The organism is Mycobacterium gallinarum (genome assembly GCF_010726765.1).
Classification (GTDB): Bacteria; Actinomycetota; Actinomycetes; order Mycobacteriales; family Mycobacteriaceae; genus Mycobacterium; species Mycobacterium gallinarum.
This window is the reverse complement of record NZ_AP022601.1, coordinates 5,281,938-5,301,007: the sequence shown is the minus strand read 5'-3', so window position 1 is coordinate 5,301,007 and position 19,070 is coordinate 5,281,938. Positions and strand designations below refer to the sequence as shown.

At 65.3% G+C, this 19,070-nt stretch carries 17 protein-coding genes; 8 read left to right on the top strand and 9 right to left on the bottom strand.

The annotated features are described in order from the left end of the window. The first annotated feature begins 126 nt into the window (after positions 1–126). Positions 127–1,719, top strand: coding sequence for a serine/threonine protein kinase (locus G6N42_RS26170; RefSeq protein WP_232076704.1), 1,593 nt, complete (start codon positions 127–129; stop codon positions 1,717–1,719). On the opposite strand, the gene G6N42_RS26165 is transcribed toward G6N42_RS26170, so the two are convergent. From G6N42_RS26165 to G6N42_RS26155, 3 genes are all read right to left on the bottom strand, one after another. Then, positions 1,713–2,675, bottom strand: a complete 963-nt coding sequence (locus G6N42_RS26165) for a serine hydrolase (protein WP_174262170.1) — start codon at positions 2,673–2,675, stop codon at positions 1,713–1,715. The genes G6N42_RS26170 and G6N42_RS26165 overlap by 7 nt on opposite strands. Before the next feature lie 107 nt (positions 2,676–2,782). Next, positions 2,783–4,585, bottom strand: a complete 1,803-nt coding sequence (gene stpK7, locus G6N42_RS26160) for a serine/threonine protein kinase StpK7 (protein ID WP_163734887.1) — start codon at positions 4,583–4,585, stop codon at positions 2,783–2,785. Between the two features lie 71 nt (positions 4,586–4,656). Beyond that, positions 4,657–6,015, bottom strand: a complete 1,359-nt coding sequence (locus G6N42_RS26155; RefSeq protein ID WP_163734883.1) for a cytochrome P450 — start codon at positions 6,013–6,015, stop codon at positions 4,657–4,659. A gap of 133 nt (positions 6,016–6,148) precedes the next feature. Between G6N42_RS26155 and G6N42_RS26150 the strand changes: the two genes are divergently transcribed. The 6 genes from G6N42_RS26150 (at position 6,149) to G6N42_RS26125 (ending at position 13,058) form a co-directional block, all read left to right on the top strand. Then, positions 6,149–8,521 (top strand): lysylphosphatidylglycerol synthase transmembrane domain-containing protein, encoded by a 2,373-nt coding sequence (locus G6N42_RS26150; RefSeq protein ID WP_163734880.1) that lies wholly within the window; start codon positions 6,149–6,151, stop codon positions 8,519–8,521. 208 nt (positions 8,522–8,729) lie between these two features. Further along, positions 8,730–9,116, top strand: coding sequence for a DUF2237 family protein (locus G6N42_RS26145; RefSeq protein ID WP_163734877.1), 387 nt, complete (start codon positions 8,730–8,732; stop codon positions 9,114–9,116). A gap of 46 nt (positions 9,117–9,162) precedes the next feature. Beyond that, positions 9,163–9,645: a hypothetical protein gene (locus G6N42_RS26140; protein WP_163734874.1), complete on the top strand. Its 483-nt coding sequence runs from the start codon at positions 9,163–9,165 to the stop codon at positions 9,643–9,645. Positions 9,646–9,740: 95 nt separating this feature from the next. Next, a complete protein-coding gene (locus G6N42_RS26135) occupies positions 9,741–11,000 on the top strand; it encodes a hypothetical protein (protein WP_163734871.1) in 1,260 nt (419 codons plus the stop codon). A 110-nt stretch (positions 11,001–11,110) separates the two neighbouring features. Continuing rightward, complete coding sequence (locus G6N42_RS26130) at positions 11,111–11,992, top strand: DUF4344 domain-containing metallopeptidase (RefSeq protein ID WP_163734868.1); 882 nt, start codon at positions 11,111–11,113, stop codon at positions 11,990–11,992. Between the two features lie 142 nt (positions 11,993–12,134). Next, positions 12,135–13,058: a DUF4436 domain-containing protein gene (locus tag G6N42_RS26125; RefSeq protein ID WP_163734866.1), complete on the top strand. Its 924-nt coding sequence runs from the start codon at positions 12,135–12,137 to the stop codon at positions 13,056–13,058. A 45-nt stretch (positions 13,059–13,103) separates the two neighbouring features. Here G6N42_RS26125 and G6N42_RS26120 read toward each other — a convergent pair whose 3' ends face one another. After that, the gene (locus tag G6N42_RS26120; protein ID WP_163734864.1) at positions 13,104–14,243 is read right to left on the bottom strand and encodes a serine hydrolase domain-containing protein; all 1,140 of its coding nucleotides are present in this window, start codon (positions 14,241–14,243) and stop codon (positions 13,104–13,106) included. Positions 14,244–14,664: 421 nt separating this feature from the next. On the opposite strand from G6N42_RS26120, the gene G6N42_RS26115 reads away from it, so the two are divergent. Beyond that, complete coding sequence (locus tag G6N42_RS26115) at positions 14,665–15,111, top strand: hypothetical protein (RefSeq protein ID WP_163734861.1); 447 nt, start codon at positions 14,665–14,667, stop codon at positions 15,109–15,111. 15 nt (positions 15,112–15,126) lie between these two features. Here G6N42_RS26115 and G6N42_RS26110 read toward each other — a convergent pair whose 3' ends face one another. From G6N42_RS26110 to G6N42_RS26090, 5 genes are read right to left on the bottom strand one after another with little or no spacing between them, the layout of a single operon-like run. Further along, a complete protein-coding gene (locus G6N42_RS26110; protein ID WP_232076330.1) occupies positions 15,127–15,903 on the bottom strand; it encodes an IclR family transcriptional regulator in 777 nt (258 codons plus the stop codon). A gap of 2 nt (positions 15,904–15,905) precedes the next feature. Then, the gene (gene hcaB / locus G6N42_RS26105) at positions 15,906–16,718 is read right to left on the bottom strand and encodes a 3-(cis-5,6-dihydroxycyclohexa-1,3-dien-1-yl)propanoate dehydrogenase (protein ID WP_163734858.1); all 813 of its coding nucleotides are present in this window, start codon (positions 16,716–16,718) and stop codon (positions 15,906–15,908) included. Further along, the gene (locus tag G6N42_RS26100; RefSeq protein WP_174262169.1) at positions 16,715–16,999 is read right to left on the bottom strand and encodes a dihydrodiol dehydrogenase; all 285 of its coding nucleotides are present in this window, start codon (positions 16,997–16,999) and stop codon (positions 16,715–16,717) included. Before G6N42_RS26100 ends, hcaB begins: the two co-directional genes overlap by 4 nt. After that, positions 16,996–17,622 carry a 3-phenylpropionate/cinnamic acid dioxygenase subunit beta gene (locus G6N42_RS26095; RefSeq protein WP_163734855.1) on the bottom strand — a complete coding sequence of 209 codons (627 nt, stop codon included), beginning with the start codon at positions 17,620–17,622 and terminating at the stop codon, positions 16,996–16,998. Before G6N42_RS26095 ends, G6N42_RS26100 begins: the two co-directional genes overlap by 4 nt. After that, positions 17,619–19,046: an aromatic ring-hydroxylating dioxygenase subunit alpha gene (locus G6N42_RS26090; protein WP_163734852.1), complete on the bottom strand. Its 1,428-nt coding sequence runs from the start codon at positions 19,044–19,046 to the stop codon at positions 17,619–17,621. Before G6N42_RS26090 ends, G6N42_RS26095 begins: the two co-directional genes overlap by 4 nt. Positions 19,047–19,070: the final 24 nt, after the last annotated feature.

Sequence of the window (19,070 nt, the reverse complement as noted above, 5' to 3'; positions counted from 1 at the left end):
GCCCAACTTTGCCGCTTCCGCTGGACTTCAGCAGGAAGATTATGCGAAGAATCCCGCGCGCGACGGATACTGCGTGGTGGAGGAGGTGAGATCCAGGTGGATTCTCCGAACTCGCGCGTCGGCCAGATGTTCGGCCACTACCGGCTCACCGGCCTGCTCGGACGAGGTGGCATGGGCGAGGTGTACCGGGCCGACGATACGAAGAAGGGCCGTACCGTCGCGCTGAAAATCCTCGCCGAACAGTTCTGGCAGGACGAAAAGTTCAGGACCCGCTTCCAGCGTGAGTCGCGGGCGGCCGCCGTTCTTCAAGAACCGCACGTCATTCCGATCCATGACTGGGGTGAGATCGACGGGCACCCGTACATCGACATGCGACTCGTCGAGGGCCAGACCCTGCAGGAGCTACTGAGCGCCGGACCGCTGAAACCCGCCCGGGCGTCGTTCATCATCGGAGGGGTCGCCGCCGCCCTGGATGCCGCACACGCCGCCGGCCTGATTCACCGCGACGTGAAACCGCAGAACGTCATCGTCACACCGTCGGACTTCCCCTACCTGGTCGACTTCGGCATCGCCGAAGCCAAGGGCGAGAGCGGCTTGACGAACACCGGCATGCAGATCGGCACGTGGACCTACATGGCTCCGGAACGTTTCCGCGACCGCGAAGCCACTCCCGCGGTCGACGTGTACGCGCTCGCCTGCGTGCTGTTCGAATGCCTGACCGGCGAACCGCCCTTCCAGTCGAACAGCATCGAGCAGATCATGACGTCGCACCTGTTCATGCCGCCACCACAGCCCAGCCAGGCCAATCGGGCCCTGTCACCGGCATTCGACGACGTCGTCGCGCGCGGCATGGCCAAAGAACCCGACGACCGCTACGGAAGCTGCGGAGCGCTGGGCCGGGCGACACAGCGCGCCGTCGAATCGGACACCGCGATCAGGCCCGCCCCGGATCCCGGTCCCACGATGCCGGTGCCGACACAGCAGGCCTGGAACCGTCCGCGGACGGCCCCGGGCTTCGGCGATCCGACCATGCACCGGCCGACCAACGTCGCCCCACCGCAGCCGTCGTACAACACGCCGCCGCCGTCGTACCCTCCACCGCCCGCCCCCAGCGCGCCGCGACCGGCCGCCAGTTCCCCACCTCCGAAGGCAGCGTCACGCAAGTGGTTGATGCCCGCCGCCATCGCGGGCGTCGCGGTGCTGGTGTTGGGCGGCATCGGGATCGCAATCGGCGTGCTGACCAACGACGATTCCAAGCCCGTCCCCACGGCGCAGCCCGATCCTTCGGATCCCCCTGTCCAGCGGCCCGGCACCGATACCGATACGAAATCCCCGGACCCGACGCCTACCGCGAATCCGCTGTCGGTGGGTTCGCCTCCGCCACCGCCACTGGTCGGCAAGGACACCAGCGCCAACCCGACGAGCTGCACCGGCGACTACGCGCTGCCCGGCCGCAACGATCCCGGCACGCACGCACGCCGGGGCTCGGCCGACACCTCGTGTTTCTTCACCGACAGCGTTCTGCGTTCGTATTGGCAGAAGTACGGTGACGCCAGCCGTGACCTGCGGGAGGTGTCGGCGCCCGGTGCCGTCGATTGTGTTCCCGGCAACGGATTCCGCTGTGACGGGGCAAATTTCGTGATGGAGTGCCAAGCGCGTCCAGGCAACGCCTACATCACCTGCACCGGCGGCAGGGACGCCGTCGTCTATCTCTACTGAGGGCAGTTGCCCGCGGGCAGCAGGTCGGCATGGTCGGCAAGCCAGATCGCAATCTGCGTCAAAGCCGCTGTCCCGTCGTCGAATGCGCCCGACCTCGGTTCGACGGCCACCGCGACGACCGCCGACCCGTCCCGCACGGGAATGACGCCGAACTGGCGGACGAGGTAGTTGCCCTCCGGCGAAGGACCCCAGCCACCTTTGAATTTCGCGCCCGGGAGCATGCCGAGGCCCCAGCGCTGGTCGGATTCGATCTGCCCCATCAAAGCCATGATCGGCTGGTCACGGGAATCGCACGCTGCTGACGACAGAAAGGTAGCCTGATCGGCGAGCGACCACGTCGTCTGCCCGAATGCGGTGAACTCCGGCCTGACCTTTCGGGATTCGACGGCGGTCGGTGCGCCGGCGTCGGCGAGCACCGCTTCCACCTTCTTGGCCGCCTCGGGCGGATCACCCAGGCTCGCCCAGATCGATTCGGCCGCATCGTTATCCGATTGGGTGATCGCGGCCCGCATCGCCTCGGTGACCTGGTCGGTCTCCCGCAGGCCCGCGATGGCCAGCGGCACCTTGATGGTTGACCATGCCGTCCCGGTGCTCCATTCGCCTGCCGTCACCGGCGCCGGTCCCGCGCCCACCGGTCGGACGACAATGCCCACGCTGGCATTGAGTTGGGCCGCGAGAGAGGCGAACTCGGTGGCGAAGGGCCCGCCGTCGACGGGCGGCGGAATGCCGGCTGTCGCGGGCGACGACGGCGCCTGGGTAAGGGGTGGCGGCGCACTGCTGCTCTGCGACGACTTCGGCTCCGCCGAGATGTTGCGGCCGATGACGATGCCGCCCCCGACGATACCGACGGCCGCCAGGACGGCGACGAGCACGACCAGAGATCGGCGGGGGCGATTCTGTTTCGAGCGGGTGTCTCTGGGACCCGGCATCGGTCGGCTGTTGGTCGTGGTGGCCATCTCCCCCAGTATCACGGCTGTCGGCGCGGACTCCGCGCAGCAAGGCGGCACGCTGTTGATAACAATTTGACACCGCCGCGCAGCCGAGGAACCTCAGACGGTGGGAATCACTTGGCCGCGCCGTTGATCCTCGGTGTGAGGATCATGCCCTTTTCGACGCCCCACATCGTCGCGATCGTCTTGTATTCGCCGGTCTGAATCAGGTGCTCGAGCGCCTTCAGCAGCGATTGCGCCAGGCCTGAGCCCTTGGCCACCGGCCACCCGTAGGGAGCCGAGTCGAACACCTCGCCCGCGGTCTCCAGTTCACCGCCCGAGGTCTTGATCGCGAACAACGTCACCGGTGAATCCGCCGACATCGCATCCACTTCCCCGTTGATGAGCGCTGCGGTCAGGTCGTCCTGGCTGACGAACACCTTCTTGTCGATCGGCGGCTGCCCGGCAGCTACACAGGCGCCGCTCTTCGCCGGAATCTCCTCCGCCTCTTGCAATGACGGGTACGCGACACCGACGGACAAGCCACACGCATTGTTCGGATCCACTCCGCTGCCGGGGCGTTGCGCCCACAAGGTGCCTGCCTCGAAGTACGTGACGAAGTCAACCGATTCCTCGCGCTCCTTGGTGTCGGTGAACGATGACATCCCGACATTGAAGTCGCCGCCGCGCACGGAGGGAATGATCGCCTCGAACGCCGTCTCGCGGTACTCCGGCACCAACCCCAGGGTGCGGGTGATCGCATTCATCAGGTCGACGTCGAAACCGACGATCGCTCCACTGGCGTCCTTGAATTCGTTTGGGGCATAGGGCACATTCACCCCGATGATCAGCCGGCCCGTCGACCTGATGTCGTCGGGCACCGTGGCGGCGATCGACTCCACCGCGCCGGGCTGCGGCCCCGGCGTCATCGTCGACGAGCTCTCCGCCACGCTCGCGGGCGAAGCACCATCGGACCCGCCCCGCCATTGCCAGACCCCGAGACCGCCGGCCACCACCACCAGCGCCACCGCGACGGCGACCGCGACGAGGCGCCCGGACACGTGCCGTCGGGCGGGGGCGGCACGTCGGGCCGAATGCCGTCCGCTGCCCGCCACGCGCACCGGTGCATTCAGCGCACGCCGTGCGGCGGAGGCCAATTCGGCGGCCGACTGATACCGCTTTCCCGGCGACTTGGCCATGCCCTTGGCGATGACCGCGTCGAACGCCGCCAACTTCGGGTCAACGGCCGACGGCCGCGGAATCGGCTGGGTCATGTGCCCGGCGATCTGTTGTTCGAGGCTCTGCGCCGGATAGGGCCGCTCGCCGGTGAGGCATTCATAGAGCACGCACGTCAACGCGTAGATGTCCGACGTCGCGTCGACCGGCTTGCCCTCGAACCGCTCGGGCGCCATGTACGCCATCGTTCCCAGCGTGCTGCCCGCCGTCGTCAACCCGACTTCCCCTGCGGTTCGCGCCAGCCCGAAGTCGATCAGGTAGACGAAATCGCGTTCGGTGATCAGGATGTTCGACGGCTTTACGTCGCGGTGGATCAGCCCGGCGGCATGTGCGGCGTCCAATGCGGTCGCGACCTGCTCGGTCACCTTGACCGAAAGCTCGGGATCCAGCGGACCGGAGATCTCGTTGAGCATCGTCCCGAGATTGCGGCCCTCGATCAGCCGCATATCCAGGTAGAGGCGGCCGTCGATCTCGCCGAAGCTGTGGATCGGCACCACATGTGGGTCGTTCAGGCCCGCGGCGGCCTGGGATTCGCGCCGGAACCTGGCCTGGAATGTCTCGTCGGCCGCCATGTTCGGCGGTAGCACCTTGAGGGCGACGACGCGGTCGGTTTTTGTGTCGTAGGCCCGGTAGACCTCACCCATTCCCCCTCGGCCTATCAGCCCTCGAAGCTGATAGTGCCCGAATGGTGTCGCATCCACCGTCAACTCCTCGGCAGCGGGCCCCCCGCGTCACGTGTCGATCGAAACTACATCACGTTTGCCAGAAAGTCCTACGAGTGGGCGGCTTGAACTGGGCCGGTGGGCGCGACCTTCTTGACGGCACGGACGGTGATCTGTCCGCCGCGCTGCGGCGTCATGATGACGTGCTTGAGTCTCGTCTTCTCACCAGGCTCGGAGGTGGTGCTCAACTCAACCCGGCGCAGGATCTCGCGCAGCACGATCCGCATCTCCACCATCGCGAAACCTGCACCGAGACAACGCCGATTGCCGCCGCCGAACGGGAACCACGTCGTCGGGCTCAGCGTCGCGCCGACCATCCGGTCCGGATCGAACTTCTCGGGGTTCGGGTAGACGTTCGGATCAGCGTGCACCGACGTGATGCTGGGGACGACCATCACCCCGACCGGTAGCTGGTATCCCCCAACCTCGACGGGTTCCTTCAGGATCCGGCCGACGTCGGGGACCACCGGGCGGATCCGCAGCGTCTCCTTGGCGATCGCGTCGAGGTACTCGTCACCGGCGGCATCGCCGGCCTCGGCCGCGGCGACGGCTCGCGCCAGAATCTGTGGGTGGCGGGTGAGCCGCTCCAATGCCCACGCCAGCCCGGTCGCCGTGGTGTCGTGGCCCGCCACCAGCAGAGTGATCAGCTGATCACGCAATTCCTTGTCGCTCATCCCGGTTCCGTCGGCCTCGCCGGCCTGAACCAGCATGGCCAGGGCGTCGGTGCGCTCGGCGAGGTTCGGATCGGCGCGTCGTTCGGCTATTTCGGCGTATAGCAGCCGGTCGGCTTCGGCCATATTGCGCGCGAACCGCCGCCATGCCGGGCTCTTCTGCAGCTTCGGTTTCCCGATGGCCAACGACTCCCAGGGGCCGACTTTCAACAGCCGGGGCATCACGTCGCGCAGTGCGGCGAGCCGCGCCGGATCGCTGGCGCCGATCACCGTCCGCAGGATCACCTCCAACGTGATCTCCGACGTTTTCGGCGCCACCGCGAACGCCTGGCCCACCGGCCAGCCGGCGATGTTCTCCGCGGCGATGTCGGCCATCAGGTCGGCCTGGCGTGCGACCGCGTCACGATGGAACGGCGCCATCATCAGCTTGCGCCGTTCGCGATGGACGTCGCCGTCGATGACCAGAACCGAGCTCGAGCCCAACAAACCGGCCAGCATCGAATTGGCTTCGCCCGCATGGAAAATTCGAGGGTCGCCGGCGAACACCGTCTTGATGGTCTCCGGGTCGGCCAGATAGACCATCTCGCCCATCATCGTGTTACGCAGCGTGAAGATCGTGCCGTAGCGACGCCGGCACGACGCGACGAACTGCGGCCACCATCGCATCATCAACACCAGCTGCACCGACGCGGGCACTTTGGGCCCAGGGGGGAGAGCATTTCGCGCTGTTGGACCCATGCCTAATACGCTACGTGCGGGAGTCGGTCCAGGCAACGGGTCGGGCGTTTCCGATAGCCTCGACAACGAGATGTGCGGCTAATGTGTCGGCGAGTCGCGCACCGGCGCGCCGCATCCGAAAGATCCTTTGTCTATGCGAGTTGACGGGCGGGACATCACCGTCACGGGTAGCTTGCTGCAACCGTTGACCCGCCGGACCAACGACATCTTCCGGCTGGTCCTGTCCGCGGTGTTTCTCGCCGTCGTCATCACCAGCTCGCTGATCACACGCAACGAGTGGGTCGCCCTGGAACGGTCGATCTCCGAGATCGTCGCGGTCCTCACCCCCACCCAGGCCAACCTGGTGTACCTCGCGTACGGCGTCGCGATCCTGGCGTTGCCGTTCGTCATCCTGGTCAGCCTCATCGTCGCCAGACAGTGGAAACTCCTCGGCGCATACGCGGCCGCCGCTGCGATCGCCGGTCTGGCGCTGTCGATCACCAACGCGGGCATCGCGGCGCCGCAATGGCACTTCGACCTTCGGGATCGGCTCGACACGGTGCCGTCGCAGTTCGTCGACGACCCGCGCTGGATCGCGATGCTCGCCGCGGTGCTCACCGTTTCGGGGCCCTGGCTGCCCGCTCGGTGGCGGCGGTCATGGTGGGCGCTGTTGCTGGCGTTCGTACCGATCCATCTCGTGATCAGCGCGGTGGTTCCGGCGCGCTCGCTGTTCGGGCTCGCCGTGGGCTGGTTCATCGGCGCGCTGGTCGTGCTCGTCGTCGGCACTCCCGGCCTCGATGTACCGCTGGAGGGGGCTGTTCGCGCCATGGCGCGTCGCGGGTGCGTCGTGACCGCGCTCAAGGTGGTGCGGCCGTCCGGTGCCGGGCCGCTGATCCTGCATGCGGAATGCGACCAGCAGCAGACGACGGCCGTGATGGAGATGTACGGACCGCACCAGCGCGGCGGCGGTGTGCTGCTTCAGGTGTGGCGAAAGGTGCGGTTCCGCGATAGGGAGACCGCACCCCTGCACGCGTCGATGCGTCGCGCGGTGGAACACCGGGCGCTGATGGTGATCGCGATCGGTCAGCTGAAGCTCGCCAACATCTCCACGATCGCGGTGGCCGGGCTCGAGCGCAGCTGGACGTTGTACGCGCACACCCCCGCGCACGGGACGCCGCTCGGCGATTGCACGGCAGCCATTCCCGTCGACCGGGTCTGGGAGTCGTTGCGCGAACTTCACGACTGCCAGATCTCACACGGGGACCTGCGCGCCAGCGAGATCACCGTCGAGGAGACCGTGTTGTTCGGTGGCTTCGGCAGCGCCGAGTACGGTGCGACCGACGCGCAGCTGCGCTCGGACATCGCACAGTTGTTGGTGACGACGACCCATCTGTACGACGCGCCGTCGGCCGTACGTGCGGCGATCGATGCGTTCGGCAAGGACACTGTGCTATCGGCATCGCGGCGTCTCACCAAAGCAGCTGTGCCACTTCATATCCGGCAATCTGTGCGAGACGCGAAGACCGTCATCTCCACCGCGCGTGACGAGGTGAAGCGTCAGACACGCGTCGATGAGATCCGGACCGAGACCGTCACCCGATTCACGCGCAGCCAGCTGATCCAGCTCGTGCTGTTGATTGCGCTGGTGTACGTCGCGTATCCGTTCATCAGCTCGGTCCCGACCTTTCTCACCGAACTCCGCACTGCGAACTGGTGGTTCGCGCTACTGGGACTGGCGGCGTCGGGGCTGACTTATCTCGGTGCGGCGGCAGCGCTGTGGGCGGCCGCCGACAGCGTGGTGAAGCTATGGGGCCTGATCGTCATGCAGGTGGCGAACAAGTTCGCTGCGACGACGACCCCAGCGGGCGTCGGCGGTCTTGCACTCAGCGCGAGATATCTGCAGAAGGGCGGCGTCACCCCGATGCGCGCGACGACCGCTGTCGCGCTGCAACAATCGGTGCAGGTGATGACCCACATCGTGTTGTTGATCTTCTTCAGCACCGCGGCGGGTGTGTCCGCCAACCTCTCTCGGTTCGTGCCCAGCGTCAACGTCCTGTATCTGGTGGGCGGCCTGCTGCTGGGATTGATCGGCACCTTCCTGCTGGTGCCCCGGCTGCGACGCTGGCTCGCGACGTCGGTGCGGCCGCGACTGCAGGAGGTGATCGGCCATCTCATCGAACTGGGCCGCGAACCGAAGCGACTGGCGGTAATCGTACTCGGTTGTGCAGCAACCACTCTCGGCAATGCATTCGCGTTGTGGGCGGCCATCGAGGCGTTCGGCGGCGACACCTCGTTCATCACCGTCACCGTCGTGACGATGATCGGCGGCACGTTGGCCTCGGCGGCGCCGACGCCCGGCGGAGTGGGCGCGGTGGAGGCCGCGTTGATCGGCGGCTTGGCCGCGTTCGGAATGACCGCCGCGATCGCCGTTCCGGCGGTGCTGCTCTACCGCGTGCTGACGACCTGGCTGCCGGTGTTCGTCGGCTGGCAGGTCATGCGGTGGATGACGCAGAACGGGCGGATCTAGCCCTGGGTCGAGCCCGGTGGTTGCTGGGTGAATACCTCTCTGTGCCAACCTCTGAGCGAAAATGTCGCTCACCTACTACAAGGGCCGGGGAACTTCAGCGACAAAGTCGCTCAGACGTTGGCAGCTCGCATGTAGGCACCTCGAGCCGGCGCGCGATCAAGCGAGCGAATGCAGCGAGCCGCGAACACCTGGAGGCCATAATGGGACGGTGGGTGAACGCAATGTATTGGGCGGCCCGCTCGAGCCGTGCGGCACCGATCCGATGACCGGCTTCTACCGCGACGGCTGCTGTTCGACCGGACCGCAGGACGTGGGCAGACACACCATCTGCGCCGTCGTGACCGCAGAATTCCTCGACCATCAACGCTCTATCGGCAACGATCTGTCCACCCCGATGCCGCAATACCGCTTTCCCGGTCTGGAGCCCGGCGACCGCTGGTGCGTCACCGCGGTGAACTGGCTGCGGGCATACCAGGACGGCTACGCGGCCCCGGTCGTCCTGGCCTGCACCCACGAACGCACGCTCGACGTCGTACCGATCGAGGCGCTGCGCGAGAACGCCGTCGACGTCCCCGACGACCTGGAAAACCTTTAACGCAATACCTATCAGCGCGTCTCCGATCAGGCATACCGTGAGCGCTATGACCGATCAGGAACCCGCAGTCGCCGCTGGGCATCCACCCGAAAAGCTGCTCCGTATCGTCAACCCGTTGCTGCGCAAGCTGCTGGGCACACCACTGGCCGGTTCACTACGCAAGCAGCTGATGGTGCTCAACTTCAAGGGACGCAAATCCGGCCGCCAGTTCTCGATTCCGGTGAGCGCTCACCACATCGACGGCGCGCTGTACGCCATCGCGAACGCGGGGTGGAAGCACAACTTCAGCGGCGGCGCCGACGCCGAGGTTCTACACAACGGCAAGACCACGAAGATGCACGGCGAAGTCATCTCGGACCCGGCCGCCGTCGCCGATCTCGCGCACCGCGCCGCCCAGTCCTACGGCGTCAAGAAAGCCCAGACGATGATGGGACTCAAATTCCGCGACGACCGCATCCCGACCGTCGACGAGTTCGCCGAGGCGTTCGCCCGCGACAAGATCGTCGCGGTCAAGTTCACCCCACGCTGACGGGTTGATCGCCTAGTTCAATCCCCCGATGGCGACCGCATCAAGAATCCTCCAAGCCGTCTTGTGCACCCTTCCACCACTGGAAAGGACTGCACATGAATCAGATCTTCCGTCGAGCCGCGGTCGTCGCGGCGACAGCGGCGGTGGTGGTCGGATGCTCGTCGTCGACGGAACCGGCCGCGCGCCCCAGCGAACCCGCGCCGTCGGCGCCAGCCACCTCAACGCGGGCGACACCCCATGCCGCAACGATGGCCGCCTACAACGAGGAAGCGCCCATCCAGGACGTACCGTGGTCAGAGGTCGGCCCCGGCTGGACGCTCGCGATGTGGAACGCCGCCACCCCGACGAACGCCGGTGACGAGGTCGAGCCAGGCGACCCGACGCCCTACAACTCGGAGACGACGCTGTACCTCGTCAACCCCGAGGGGGGCCGCTACGCGATCACGACCTTCGAAGCGCCCGGCGAATCCGGTTCCCTGCCCACCCTTGTCGACTGGTCCGGCGACGGGACCCGTGCGCTGTTCTCCCGCCATGATGACGACTTGGTCGTGATGGAGGTCGATCTGCGCACCGGCGAGCGGACCTCCTTCCGGGTCGACGGCGGCTACTCCGCCGACCCGCGCTACACGAAGCCCGAAGGCAAGGCGGTGCTGCTGCTGAAGTCGAACGACGTCGACAGCCCGGCATCGCTCACACGCGTCGACCTCACCGGCAAGCAGCAGCTCACCTATCCGGTGGACAAACTCGGCAGCGAGTTCAACGCCTCAGTCCTCTCCACTTCCGACGGCACCGAGCTGATGCTCGGCACCGATGCCGGTCTGGCGATGATGGGCAATGACGGCGCGCCGGGCAAGTTTCTGCCGGTCCCCGACGCCAGCCACTGCTCGCCGACGCGGTGGTGGGACGTCGGCGTCGCCGTAGCGCGTTGCAACGGAACGGATTTCAGCTATTCGCGGCTGTGGCTCGTACCTGTCGACGGTTCGGCGCCGACCCCGCTGACGGCGGAGAACGACGGGTCGCAAGGTCCGTCCGTCGCCGACCTGGACGCCTGGAAATTGCCCCAGGGCACCTTCATTCAGGCGGCCGGCGGATGCGGCATGGTGTTCCTCGGCAAGCTCAACGAAGCCGACGGAACAACCACTGCGGTGGATGTTCCGCAGGTGGACGAGCGCCACAGCGTGCGCGTGCTCGGCGTCCACGATGGCAACCTTCAGTTGCAGGCGACCCTGTCGTGCGGCAGCGGCGAGACGCTCGTCGACTACGACCCGACGGCGGGGACGTCGACGGTTCTGCTCGGCGGTGACACCAACGGCGGCGGCGTCGTCGACGCCTTGGCCTACCCGGCGAGGCCCTAGCTGGCTGCACATCTCGCTATCCCGATTCAACAAATCAGCTGGTCACCATTTACTTCGCACCCAAAATCTGCGACGGTGTCAATTTCAGGGGTCTCAGCTGAGGGGAAACCATGCGCAGTCGGATTGTGCCGCTGATGGCGGCTGGATTGATCGTGGCCGGGTGCGGCAGCTCGCCCAGTGAAGAGGCCGACGCTCCGGAGTCACCCGCGGCCGCCGAAACCTCGGCGAAGGGAAAAGTCGATGCGGAGAACGGCGCCCCGGAGGCGCCCGGCCCCGACGGCCCTGGCGGAACGATGATCGTCACCTACGAAGACGCCGACACGCCTGAGGCACTGAACGGGAAGAAAATTCAGCAGGACAATCGCATGCTCGAAGACCTCGCCGACGACATCAACCAGACACTGGTGCTGCCCAACGACATACAGCTGCGCGGGTCGCAGTGCGGACAGCCCAACGCATTCTGGAGCGAGAGCGACAACACCATCACCATGTGCTACGAGGACACCGACTGGGCCCAAGGGGTTTTCACGAAGGCCGGTGATCCAGACCCTGTCGAGTCGGCACTCAACTCCGAGTACGCGACGTTCTACCACGAGGTCGGCCACATGGCGGTCAGCATCTACGACCTGCCGGTGACCGGTCGCGAGGAGGACGTGGCCGATCAGGCCTCTGCATACATCTTGTTGACGCCGGACGAGGACGGCAGGGTCGACCCGGAGTCGGTGCAGGCCGTCAAGGACTTCGCGCGCGCGTTCGCCTCGCTTGCCGAGGTGCAGACCGAGTTCACCGCGGACGACATGGCGGACGAACACTCACTGAACCTGCAGCGCGTGTACAACCTGGAGTGCTGGATCTACGGGTCGAACCCGGACGCCAACGGCGACTTGGTAACCAACGAACAACTGCCCGAAGACCGCGCGTCGGGCTGCCCGGCCGAGTGGCAGCAACTCGACGAAGCCTGGTCCACGCTGCTCGAACCCCACTGGAAATAGCGCTATCCAACCGACGAAATTCGATCTTGATAACTCGCTGGTAGTCGGTTTGCAGGCGCAAAGGTGAACATTATTGACATTGGCGTAGACGGCTGTGTCTAAAGCAAGGACAGAACCGTCGAGCAGCCCTAACATTCCGTCCGTGGAACCCCAGAGCCCAGCGGCGCCAGAGCGCCAGGCAAGTTCGCGCCACGGCGCTCCCGAGCCCACATCGGGCCGGCGCGTCGGAACCATCGTCGGCGTCGTCGCGGTGGTCCTGCTGGCCTACGTCGGCACGCTGTTCGCCTACTGGTGGCTGTCGGGATCGTCGACCGAGTTGGGCCCCGCCGACACCGGCGACGGATCCGAAACCGTCGTCCTCGTGACCGTGAAGGCCTTGCGCACCGTCGACTATCAAGCCGATGTCAAGGTGCTCGTCATTCCGCAGGATGACCTCACCGATGAACGTCTCGAGGTACTCAACACCGACATATCGGTGCGGTTGTTCCCGTGGAACACGTTGGGCGACTTGAGTTTCCCCGCAGGGGAGGCGCCTGCCGAGAAGACGACCACCCTCGACCTCAACGGTGACGTGAACAACTGGCCGTTCGACTCGTACAGGAGCGAGCCGATCAGCGCCACGCTGCTTGTCGGATCGGGTGAAGAGCGGCAGTTCATGCCTGCCCGCGTGGAGGTAGAGGGCGCGCTGCAGGGCTGGGATATCACAGCCGAAGAGGTTCCTCCGGGACCGCAGACCTCGGGCACCGACGAAGCGATGCAGGTGACGATGAAACGGTCACTCGGTCCGCTGGCATTCGATCTCGGAATCTGCATAGTGTTGATCACGCTGCCCACGTTGGCGATTGCCACTGCCCTGCAGGTGATCACACGACGGAAGGCGTTCCAGATGCCGTTCCTGACGTGGTACGCCGCGATGCTGTTCGCGGTTGTCCCGCTCCGGAACATCTTGCCGGGAGCACCGCCGCCGGGCGCGTGGATCGACGTTGGCCTCGTGCTGTGGGTCCTGGTCGCCTTGGTGACGGCGATGTTGATGGCTGTCATCTCCTGGTGGAAACAGGTCGACTAGAACCGAGTAGTTCTTGGACGCACCGACATTCGGTAGGTCCAAGTTCTATTCCCAGATGTCCTGTAGCTCGTCGGCGATCGCCACTGGGTCCTGCGTGTCGGTGTTGCAGGTGACAGCGATGGATGTGTGTCGATCCGCGCTGACGCGGAACGCACTGACGAATCCAGCCCATGAGCCGTCGTGGTCGAGGCTGCCGTCGGGGTACACGAAGATGCCGGCGCCGTAACGATCGCCGTCGCCGGATCCGGTGTCTGCGGCCCCTTCGACCTGCTCGTCGAGGAGGCGCCGGCCGCCCAACTTTCCGGTCCGATAGTTATCGGCCCACCGCACGAGTTGGGTGGGTGTGGTTTCGACGGCGCCGTCACCGACCTGCTCCCATGCGGAATTCCAGACGGTGTACTCGGAGGTGTCCTCGTCGAACCCGTAGGACAGGGCCTTGCCCGGGATCGAGTTGCCGGCGTCCATCACCATGGCTAGATCGAGCGGCTTGAAGACCTGCGTGCTCAGGTAGGCGGGTAACGGTTGGCCGGAAACCCGCTGGACGATGTCGGCCAGCAACAGATAGTTGGAGTTCGAGTATTCGAACTGATCGCCGGGCTCGAACTCCAAATCCTGTACCTCGGCTAGGATCTGCAGTGCCTGCTCCTGCGTCGTGCGGTCGCTGTACTGATAGCCGGCATCCTCCAGCAGTCCGATGTAGTCCGGGATTCCGCTCGTTTGATGCATGACTTGTCCGACGGTCACCGTTTCGGCCCACGCGGGGAGCCCCGGCACCAGGGAGGCCAGGGTGTCGTCGAGCGAGAGCTGGCCCGCGTCCACCAACAACAGGACCGCGGTGGCGGTGAATTGCTTGGACACAGAAGCGATGTCGAAGACTGTGCTGTCGGTTATCTCGGCGCCGGTTTTCAGATCGGCGAGACCACGGACCCCTTTCCAAACCACGTTGCCGTCGACACCGACCGCGGCGGAGCAGCCGGGCTCGTCAAGCTTGATGGCGCGGTTGAGCACGTCCTGGCTGCGGGCCGCGGATTCGTCCGGCGCGTACGCCGCGGTGGCCTCGGTCCTGTCGTGGGTTCCCGGTGCCGGCTCGTGTGCGCTGCTGCACCCCCCGAGGAGAAGTGCAACGGCGACAAGGCGAATCGCCAGCTGTTGCTTGCGGGTTGCCCCGGCGCAACGAGTCACCATGGCTACCTCCCGCGCCGACAATATATCCACCCATCCTGGGTGACTGCTGTACGAGCGAAACACCGAGGATGAGATCGGCCAGCAGGCAACGGGATTGGCCGCCGAGCTCCGTCTGGACGGCACGATCACGCTGATACCGATCCGACGTCGCGAGCCGGGTGAGCGTCGCGGCGAACCTCATCGACGCGTCCGCTCCGAGACCGAACCGGGTCCCGATGACCTGACAGCGGGGACCCTCACTAGTCACATGCGTCTCAGCTGGTCACACCTGACACCGACTTCACAGGAGCTGCCAGGATTTCTCACAGATTTTGGCTTGAAATTCTGCGATTTCGGCAAATTCGCCATCGGGTAATGGTGTGATGGACATCACCGTCGATGAATTCATTTGGACCCAGGCATCCATGTGAAGGGGGGAACGATGGACCCATTTTTAGGGCACGCGTGGATCGGAGCGATAGCCATCCCGCTGGCGATACTGATGGCCATCGCGTTCGTTTTGGAGCAATACCAACAGCGTCAAAATCGCGTGGACGGCGTGCTGATGTCGTGGGATGACCTGCGGTTGACCCCCAGCTATCTCATCGTCGGCTCTCGCCGCGACGCCAAACGACTGCCCGTCGGCGGGCTCAGCGCGAAGGTCGACGTCACTCGCTCGCCCGGTCACCCGGACGACGAGGTCCACCTCGTCATCAAGAACGCAGGCGCCGACATCCGCCGCAGGCAGCCGTACTCGTACGGTGCGAGCGGGAACGCGCAGATGTTCGCGATCAAGCTCAACATGCTCAGCGGCCACCCCCGCAAGGCGTCCGACGCCTTCGCCAGCGGCATCATCGACGGCCCACGGCCGGACCGCCACGCCGCCTGAGCGCGGTTGAACAGCCTAGGTTTTCAGCAGCTGCGCCGCATCGTCGACCACACCCATCACGATCTCGCCGATGCGACGCTTGTCCGTCGGACTCATCCGCGGACGCGGTATCGCTGTGCTGAAGGCCAGGTGCGGCAGCCCTTCCCGAACCGGGAACGCAACCGCAATCGACGAGACATCCGCCTCGCTCTCCTCAGAGCTGCACGCGTAACCGCGCCGCCGGATCTGTGCGAGCTCTCGTAGCAATCCGGCTTTGGTCTTGATGCTGCGGTCAGTGAGGGTGACGAGTTCTTCGGTCGGATAGAGCTTCTCGATTTCAGCAAGCGACAGGCCGGCGAGCATCGCCTTTCCGGACGCGGTCGTACTCGCGGGCAGCGCCATACCCACCCGTGACGCGGTCCGCGCCACCTTCGAGCCTTCGATCGCGTCCACGAAACAGACCGCCGTGTTGTCGAGCATCGACAGGTGCACCGTCTCATCGAGCGTGGAGCTGAGCTTTTCCAGATACGGACGCAGCGGCGCCAGGAAGTCCAGACGACGGGTAATCGAGAAGGCGATCTTCGTCAGCGCAGTGCCTGCGGTGTAGATCTTTGTCTTCGGGTCTTGTTGGACGAAACCGCGATAGAGCAACATCGCCAACATTCGGTGGGCGCTCGAGGATGCGACGCCGAGATAGTCGCTCACGTCGGTCAACCGCAGTTCGCCCCGTTCCGCGAGAAGTAGTACGACCTTCAACGCGTTGTCCACCGATTCGATCGGGTATTGCGGCATCGGTCCGCCGGCGGTTGTCACGATCACATGACCTTCGTCGGCGATGGACTAGGCGCGAGCCCATACCCGCCGTCGGGATGCAAAGTGTCCCCGGTGATTCCGCGTGCGCGATCGGAAGCCAGATACACAAAACTCCATGCGTGATCTTCGGCCGTCAACGCCACGTTCAGGGGAGTTCGCGCCTTCAGACCATCGGCGCGATCGGGACCGTCACCGAGTCGAAACTCGCTCTGGCCCAACGCGGTCAAGCCTCGCAGATCGGTCTTGACCGTGCCGCCCGGCGCGACACCGTTGACCCGGATGTGGGGCGCTAGTTCATAGGCGAGGCTGGTGACCAAACCGCGGACCGCGAACTTCGACGAAACGTAGAGAACCCCGCCGCGGCCGGGATAGAACGAGGATGCCGACTCCGCGAGCACTATCGACGATCCAGTCCCGCGCTGCAAGGCCGAGACTGCCGCCTTGACCGACTGCAGATGGCTCAACACGTTGACTCGGAACATCTCCTCGAAGGCCGCGTCGAGGCTGTCCTCGGCGATGTCGGTCAGGCCTTGGTAGAAGTCGAATACGCCAACACAGTTGACCAAGGTGTCCAGGCCGCCAAACGCGTCGACGGCGGCGTCGACCGCGTCGACGTTGGCTGACCTCGTCGTCGCGTCACCCTCGATCACGGGTACGTCGGGGACTTCGTCGCGCAGCGCGATGCACTTGTCGGCGTCACGTTCCAGCGCCATCAACTGCGCGCCCTCGTGGCGAAACGCGTCCACGACGGCTCGGCCGATACCGGATCCGGCCCCGACGATCAGCGCACGTTTGCCGTCGAGCCATCCGGTCATCGGTCGTCCTCGGCGTCGGGGATCAGCGGCGCGTGGGGGTTGCTGATCATCGCCTCGAGTGTGGCCGTGTTCTGCCAAGTCAGGGCTTCCACCTCCAACGCGTCGAGGGTGATCCAGCGTCCCGTGCGAGGTGACGTGATGAGCAGCCGCGTCCCGTTACGAGTCTCGATCCGGTAGACCTCGGTGGCACTGAACTCGTTCGCGATGACGATCGGATCGCCGACGCGGGCGTCGAGCAGACTCTGCGGCAGTGCCGACGTCCGGTCGTCTCCGGTACTCATAGGAAGATCGCCAGGTTCTGCATGCGGATGACCGACTCGTCGATGAAGATCGTGCGCCGGGCGATCTTCCAGCGGTCTCCTTCGCGCCGCAGCAGGTCTTCACGGCCACACGACACGGTCGCGGCTTCGTTGACATCGCCGCGGCTACGGAACAGCAGCTCGGCCGAGTCGACGATGAGGTGGTCATCCTTGGGGGTCGCAAAAGTGCGCACGTTGGTGATGTAGTGCCGTAGTCGAGACGGCGGATCCTCCGTCCACGCATGCTCGGTGCGGAACCGGGCGACCCGGCGGCCCAACGAGTACTTGTTTTCGTCGAAGTGAGCCATGCCCGGCGACGAGTCGTACCCGGTGCCCAACGCGGTCGAAACTCGCACCGGCATCACGTAGTGCACGTCGTCGGTGAACAAGTCCAACCACTCGTCGTACGCCTGAGCATCGAGCAGGTATGTCTCATCGACGAGGAACTGGTGGGCGCGCAGGTGGCGCTCATCGCTGAAGGGCAGTGTGCTTCCGACGCGACGGTCACGCGCCGCGTGGTCGCCGAGTACCGACTGCTCGGAGTACGTCTCGCCGCGCCCGAAGCGGCGAAACCCGGCCCCTCGATCATGCTGCGGCGCAGTCATACCCGCGCTCGATCTGTAACCGGAAGGCTGGCTGTCTGTACCAGTGGCTCGATCCCGTCGGCGCACGTCCCGACCGCGACCGTCGCCGAGGCCTCGACCGGACGCTCCACCTGGTCGGCCCACAATCGCAGCAGAGCACGCTGATTGGCTTCGTTGTAGCCGACCTGCGCTACGCCTGGGCCATGAAATTCGTTGGGTGGCAGGCGCTTTCCGACAGGTGTATCGTCCTCGAGCAACCCCATCCGACTGTTGAGCTGCAGACGCCGCGCCATCGATCCGGCCGCGGTGTTGGTCAGCGACACCCAGTTCTCGACATCGTCCTGCTCGAACATGCCCGTCGAGCCGAAGCACATCAAGTAGGCCTTGTAGGACTTCTTCTTGTACTCCTCAGGTGCCGCGGCGTCGACGGCGAACCAGGAGTACACCTCGGTTTCGTGTTCGTCGATGGGTTGCCACGTCCGCAGCGAGATGAACGGCAGGACACTGTCACCGTCCTCCACCTTCGGCCAGTTGTGCACCAGGCTCATGTTCGGGAAGCAGGACGCCGCCGAGATCATGAAGCCGTCGCCGCCGACCAGCTTCTGCTGATCCGAGGACCAGATCTGTTCGATGCGCGCGATCATGTCGTCGGTGTAGCCGACGTAGCGCATCCGCTCCCGGAAATCGCCGGGCGGCAGTTTGTAGGTGGTGCCCCCGCCGACCCCGGCCCAGTAGGTGGCGCCGTCCTTGCGCTTTTCCGCCTTGGGCTCACGGAACAAGCCGATCTCCACGACGGAGGTGTGCGTCTGCGGGGTGTGATACATGTCGCCGGCGAAGTTCTCGGCGCCGATCTTCCAGTTGGCGTTGATGCGCCATCGCTGAGGACCGCGGACCTCCAAACCGGCCGAGCTCTGCCTCGAGTAGTAGTCGAGGTAGAACCGGAAGTCGCCGAGATAGTCCTCGAGGGGTTCAGCGTTGGCGTCCAGGCTGATGAAAATCAGTCCGTTGTAGCTGGCGAGGCTCGGGGCGGGCAGCAGCGTCTGACCGCGCTTCTTGAACCCTTGCTCACCTCCATAGGCCTCCTGATGAAACGGCAAGCCGAGGATGCGTCCGTCATTGCGGTACGACCACCCGTGATACGGGCACCGGAAGTTCGACGCGTTGCCCATCTCCGCGCGGCACACCTGCATGCCCCGGTGCAGGCACATGTTGAACATCGCCCTGATCTCGCCCTTGGAGTCGCGTGCGATGACGAACGAATCGTCGAGCACGCGCCTGACCACGTAGTCACCATCGAGCGGAACCTCCGACTCGTGTCCGACGAAGATCCAGGACCGGCCGAAGATCCGCTCTCGTTCGAGGGCGAAGATCTCGGCGTCGTTGTAGATGTGGGCGGGGATCATGCCCCGGCGCACCGCAGCCAGGACATCCACTAGGTCGGGCATCGCAAATCTCCAACCGGCGGTTCT

Excerpts from the sequence above, each read along its gene's own strand:
- G6N42_RS26090 (WP_163734852.1), bottom strand. The coding sequence starts at position 19,046 with ATGCCCGACCTAGTGGATGTCCTGGCTGCGGTGCGCCGGGGCATGATC.
- G6N42_RS26170 (WP_232076704.1), top strand. The coding sequence starts at position 127 with ATGTTCGGCCACTACCGGCTCACCGGCCTGCTCGGACGAGGTGGCATG.
- G6N42_RS26135 (WP_163734871.1), top strand. The coding sequence starts at position 9,741 with ATGAATCAGATCTTCCGTCGAGCCGCGGTCGTCGCGGCGACAGCGGCG.
- G6N42_RS26155 (WP_163734883.1), bottom strand. The coding sequence starts at position 6,015 with ATGGGTCCAACAGCGCGAAATGCTCTCCCCCCTGGGCCCAAAGTGCCC.
- G6N42_RS26100 (WP_174262169.1), bottom strand. The coding sequence starts at position 16,999 with ATGAGTACCGGAGACGACCGGACGTCGGCACTGCCGCAGAGTCTGCTC.
- G6N42_RS26120 (WP_163734864.1), bottom strand. The coding sequence starts at position 14,243 with ATGGTGACTCGTTGCGCCGGGGCAACCCGCAAGCAACAGCTGGCGATT.
- hcaB (WP_163734858.1), bottom strand. The coding sequence starts at position 16,718 with ATGACCGGATGGCTCGACGGCAAACGTGCGCTGATCGTCGGGGCCGGA.
- G6N42_RS26130 (WP_163734868.1), top strand. The coding sequence starts at position 11,111 with ATGCGCAGTCGGATTGTGCCGCTGATGGCGGCTGGATTGATCGTGGCC.
- G6N42_RS26165 (WP_174262170.1), bottom strand. The coding sequence starts at position 2,675 with ATGGCCACCACGACCAACAGCCGACCGATGCCGGGTCCCAGAGACACC.
- G6N42_RS26115 (WP_163734861.1), top strand. The coding sequence starts at position 14,665 with ATGGACCCATTTTTAGGGCACGCGTGGATCGGAGCGATAGCCATCCCG.
- G6N42_RS26140 (WP_163734874.1), top strand. The coding sequence starts at position 9,163 with ATGACCGATCAGGAACCCGCAGTCGCCGCTGGGCATCCACCCGAAAAG.
- G6N42_RS26095 (WP_163734855.1), bottom strand. The coding sequence starts at position 17,622 with ATGACTGCGCCGCAGCATGATCGAGGGGCCGGGTTTCGCCGCTTCGGG.
- G6N42_RS26150 (WP_163734880.1), top strand. The coding sequence starts at position 6,149 with ATGCGAGTTGACGGGCGGGACATCACCGTCACGGGTAGCTTGCTGCAA.